At 61.5% G+C, this 5,056-nt stretch carries 5 protein-coding genes; all 5 read right to left on the minus strand.

Annotation, left to right across the window (positions count from 1 at the left end):
* Positions 1-551, minus strand: a 551-nt coding sequence (locus AB5Y92_RS03530; protein ID WP_368225571.1) for a LacI family DNA-binding transcriptional regulator, incomplete at its 3' end; no start/stop codon positions are given.
* Positions 551-1,483 carry a ribokinase gene (rbsK, locus tag AB5Y92_RS03535; RefSeq protein ID WP_368225573.1) on the minus strand — a complete coding sequence of 311 codons (933 nt, stop codon included), beginning with the start codon at positions 1,481-1,483 and terminating at the stop codon, positions 551-553. The genes rbsK and AB5Y92_RS03530, both read right to left, overlap by 1 nt.
* Before the next feature lie 108 nt (positions 1,484-1,591).
* Positions 1,592-2,467: a ribose ABC transporter substrate-binding protein RbsB gene (gene rbsB / locus AB5Y92_RS03540; RefSeq protein WP_005336672.1), complete on the minus strand. Its 876-nt coding sequence runs from the start codon at positions 2,465-2,467 to the stop codon at positions 1,592-1,594.
* Between the two features lie 30 nt (positions 2,468-2,497).
* A complete protein-coding gene (gene rbsC, locus AB5Y92_RS03545) occupies positions 2,498-3,466 on the minus strand; it encodes a ribose ABC transporter permease (protein WP_005336670.1) in 969 nt (322 codons plus the stop codon).
* Positions 3,463-4,992: a ribose ABC transporter ATP-binding protein RbsA gene (gene rbsA, locus AB5Y92_RS03550; RefSeq protein ID WP_368225575.1), complete on the minus strand. Its 1,530-nt coding sequence runs from the start codon at positions 4,990-4,992 to the stop codon at positions 3,463-3,465. Before rbsA ends, rbsC begins: the two co-directional genes overlap by 4 nt.
* Positions 4,993-5,056: the final 64 nt, after the last annotated feature.

Raw genomic sequence — 5,056 nt, forward strand, 5'->3', positions numbered from 1 at the left:
GTGATACAGCCGATGGCGGTATGGCCCAGCTCAATCAGATGGCGAGTTGCGAGATAACCGCCGTGGAAGGAGTTGTCGGCGATAAGGTCTACATCCTCGCTAACCAGACCCCAATCCATCACCACCACCGGCAGGGTCTTGAGCCAGTCGAGCTGGTTGAAGACCTCTTGCTGTCCTTCGCTACACATGATCAGCAGGCCATCGACCCGCTTGCGCAACATCATCTTGAGGTAGGAGAGGGCGGTTTCGGCCTGTCCTTCGGTGTTACCCAGCATCAGGTTGTAACCCTGCTCGAAGCAGTAGCGCTCCACCCCGCGCACCACTTCGGCAAAGAAGGGGTTGCTGGAGGTAGTGACCAGCATGCCGATACTGTTGGTCTCCTTCACCTTGAGGCTGCGGGCCACCAGACTCGGGGCATAGTTGAGCTCGCGCATGGCCGCAAAGACCCGTTCGCGGGTCTCCTCGGCCACGAAACGGGTCTCGTTGATGACATGGGAGACGGTGGTGGTGGAGACCCCCGCCAGCGCCGCCACCTCCTTGATATTGGCCATCAGTGCCCCTGCGCAGTCTGCTCAAGCAGGAAGGTGACGACCTCCTGCTTGCTCGGGATGGAGCTCTGGGCACCGAACCGGGTGACGGAGAGTGCCGCCGCCCCGTGGGCAAAGCGCACCGCGCTGTGGAAATCGGCACCGGCCAGTTCCGCCGCCAGCAGGGCGCCGTTGAAGGTATCGCCCGCGGCTGTGGTATCCACCGCCTTGACCCGAAAGCCCGGGATGAGTTGTTGCTGCTGTGCGTTGCTGCAATAGACCCCCTGCGACCCCAGGGTGATCATTACGTCCGCAATCCCCATCTGGTGGAAGCGGGCGGCCGCCTCGCGGGCACTCGCTTCGTCGGTGACTTTGACGCCGGTCAACAGCTCGGCCTCGGTCTGGTTGGGGGTGATAAGATCCACCAGCGCCAGCAGTTCGCTTGAGAGCGGGCGGGCGGGGGCGGGGTTGAGCACCACCCGGGTGCCGTGGGCGCGAGCCAACCGTGCCGCTTCATGGACGCTCTCGAGCGGCACTTCCAGTTGCAACAGCAGGGTGTGGGCGTCGGCGATCATCGCTTCGTGGTTTTTCACCACGGCAGGGGTGATGGCACCGTTCGCCTCGGCGGAGATGCCGATGCTGTTCTCCCCCTCATCGCTCACATAAATGATGGCGATGCCGGTCGGGAGCTTGGGATCGAGTTCGACGGCGCTCACGTCGATGCCATCTTTGGCAAAGCCGCTCTTCATCTGGTGGCCGATGGCGTCATCACCGATGCGGGCGATAAAGGAGACGGGGGCGCCAAGGCGGGCGGCAGCAACCGCCTGATTGGCCCCCTTGCCACCCGGGACAACCTGATAGCTGTGGCCGGTCAGGGTTTCACCCGGGCGAGGAAAGTGGGGAACGCGCAGCACATGGTCTGCATTGACACTGCCCAGAACGACGAGACGATTCATGTTGACTACTCCTGATGCATCTTGGCTTGAACACTGTGATGGAGTGAGCTCAAGCCGGGAGGCACCTGAACGAGAGAGAAAAGGGGAGGCGAACCTCCCCTCGAGAACTTACTTGCTGACCACTTGCAGCGGTACCGGAATGGATTTCTCGACCGGTTGACCTTTCAGCACCTTGTCGGCAGTCTCGACGCCGATGGCACCGATCAGGGCAGGCTGCTGGGCCACTGTGGCGGCCAGTTTACCCTTGGCAACGGCGGCTTTGCCATCGTCAGTGCCGTCGAAGCCGACGATCATTACCTCTTTGCCGGCAGCCTGCACGGCGCGGATAGCACCCAGCGCCATCTCGTCGTTCTGGGCGAACACAGCCTGTACGGTCGGATGGGCGGCCAGCAGGTTTTCCATGACGTTCAGACCCTTGGTGCGGTCAAAGTCGGCAGGCTGGGAAGCCAGCACCTGCAGCTTGTTGGCCGCCACGGCCAGGGCAAAACCTTCGCCACGGTCGCGGGCGGCGGAGGTACCGGCAATCCCTTCCAGCTGGATCACCTTGGCACCGGTACCCAGTTTCTCGGTGATAAAGTCACCGGCCAGCTTGCCGCCTGCCACGTTGTCGGAGGCAATGTGGGCCTTGACCTCACCCTGCGCAGCGCCGCGGTCTAGGGTCAGTACCGGAATGCTGGCGCGGTTGGCCAGACGAATGGCGTTGCCCACCGCTTCGGAGTCGGTGGGGTTGATCAGGATGGCGCCGACCTTGCGCACGGTGAGATCTTCCATGTTGGAGAGCTCTTTGGCCGGGTCATTCTGGGAGTCCAGTACCACCAGCTCGTAGCCAAGCTCCTTGGCTTTGGCTTCGGCACCCTCTTTCATGGTGACGAAGAAGGGGTTATTGAGGGTGGAAACCACCATGGCCAGGGTTTGATCGGCGGCATGGGCGGTGCCCAGCACGGACATGATGGCGGCAGCGAGCAGGGTATTGAGCTTTTTCATCATTTCATTCCTTGTGTGTGGCTTGTCTTATCAACGATTGCTTTTGTTATCGATCATCACGGCAAGCAAGATCACGCTGGCCTTGGCGATCATCTGGTAATAGGAGGATACGTCGAGCAGATTGAGGGCGTTATTCAGGAAGCCGATGATCAAGGCACCGATCAGGGTCCCCATGATGCGACCCTTGCCGCCCATCAGGCTGGTACCACCCAGCACCACCGCGGCGATGGCATCAAGCTCGTAACCCATGCCCGCCGTCGGCTGGGCAGAGGAGAGGCGAGAGGTAACGATAAGCCCTGCCAGTGCCGAGAGCGCGCCGCACAGACCATACACCGCCAGCTTCACCCGATCCACATTGATACCGGAGAGGCGGGTAGCCGATTCGTTGCCGCCCAGCGCGTAGATATAGCGACCGAGGCGGGTATGGTTGAGCATGAACCAGGCGAGCAGGAAGACGATGGCCATCAGCCAGATGGGCACCGGCAGACCGAACAGGTAACCGGTACCGAGCCAGGCGAAGTGATCTGCGCCGTCACTGAAACCGGTGGAGATGGGGCGCCCCTCGGTATAGACCATGGTGATGCCGCGCAGGGCGGTCATGGTGACCAGGGTGGCGATAAATGCCTGCACCTTGCCCTTGGCAATGATGAGGCCGCTGACGCCGCCCAGCAGGGCACCGGCACCCAGAGTGAGGGGCACCACCAGCCAGATCGGCAGCTCCATGGCGACCATGGTGGCGGCCAGCGCGCCGCACAGGGCCAGTACCGAGCCGACCGACAGATCGATACCGGCGGTAAGGATAACCAGCGTCATACCGACCGCCATGATGGCGTTGACCGAGGTCTGGCGCAGGATGTTGAGCAGGTTGTCGGCGGTGAAGAAGTTGGGGCTCAGAAAGGAGACCACACCAATCAGGACCAGCAGCGCGACCAGGGATTTGTTCTCGATCCACCACGCCTTGCTCATAACGCCACGGCGGGAAAGGGTTTGGGTTGTCATTGGGATGCCTCTTGCTCTGCTTGCCACTGTTTACCGACTGCCGCCGCCATCAGCTTCTCCTGATTGGCATCGCGGGTGTTGAACTCTGCGCTGATGCGCCCTTCGTGCATCACCATGATGCGATCACTCATGCCGAGCACTTCCGGCATCTCTGAGGAGACCAGAATGATGCTCATCCCCTCCTTCTTGAACTGGTTGATCAGCTGATAAATTTCTTTTTTCGCCCCCACGTCGACGCCGCGGGTCGGCTCGTCGAGGATCAGTACCTTGGGCCGGGTCAGCAGTCCCTTGGCGATGGCCACCTTCTGCTGGTTGCCGCCGGAGAGCAGTTTGATCAGCTGATCCTGACTCGGGGTCTTGATGTTGAACAGGCGCACATAGTCGCTCACCGCCTGCCGTTCGGCCTTGCCGTCAATCTTGCCGTTGCTGATGAACTCGTCGAGGGCGCACAGACTCATGTTCTCCCGCACCGAGAGTTCCAGCACCAGCCCATCCCCCTTGCGATCTTCGGAGATATAGGCGATGCCTGCGGCCAGACCATCTGCCGGGCTTTTGGGCACCAGAGTATGACCGTCAACTTGCACTTCACCGGCGCTGATGGGGCTGGCGCCGTAGATAAGCTTCATCAGCTCGGTGCGGCCGGAGCCCATCAGGCCGCTAAAGCCCAGAATTTCCCCCTGACGCAGGGAGAAACTCACCCCGCGCACGCCGGGACCGGCCAGATCTTTCACCTGCAGGCTGACGGGGCCGAGCTCGCGCTCAAGACGCGGATACTGCTCTTCCAGCCGGCGACCCACCATCATCTCGATGATCTTGTCTTCATCCAGATCGCTCACCGCCTTCTCGCCGATCCACTTGCCATCGCGCAGCACAGTGACCCGATCGCAGATCTCGAAGATCTCTTTGAGGCGGTGAGAGATATAGACGATGCCGCAACCTTGTTCGCGCAGCTCGCGGATAACCTTGAACAGCTGCTCGGTCTCGGTATCGGTCAACGCATCGGTCGGCTCGTCCATGATGATGACGCTGGCATCGAACGACAGCGCCTTGGCGATCTCCACCATCTGCTGTTCGCCGATGGAGAGATCCCCGAGTCGGGTATCCGGCCCATGCTTGACACCAAGTCGCGCCAGCAGGCCACTTGCCCGCTCGCGCAGCTGTTTGTGGTCGATGCTGCCAAAACGGGTACGGGGTTCGCGACCGAGGAAGATGTTGGCGGCAATCGACAACTCCGGCAGCAGGTTCAGCTCCTGGTGGATGATGCTGATCCCCTGATCCTGAGAGTCGCGGGGGCCCTTGAAGTGGACCGGCTGGCCGCGGTAGCTGACGCTGCCCGCATCGGCCTGATAGATGCCGGTCAGCACCTTCATCAGGGTGGATTTGCCGGCGCCATTTTCACCGAGCAGGGCCATCACCTGGCCCGGATAGACCCGCAGACCCGCTTCGTCGAGGGCGCGCACACCGGGGAAGGTCTTGACGATCCCGGTCAGCTCCAGAATGGGTGAGAGGGGGGAGGTTGTGCTCATTTGCAGCTTCCTTGAAGAGGCCTTCTTTGAAGAATGTCAGAACGCCACACCGGCGCAGAGGATC

The organism is Aeromonas sp. R1-1 (assembly GCF_040908495.1).
Taxonomy (GTDB): domain Bacteria; phylum Pseudomonadota; class Gammaproteobacteria; order Enterobacterales; family Aeromonadaceae; genus Aeromonas; species Aeromonas veronii.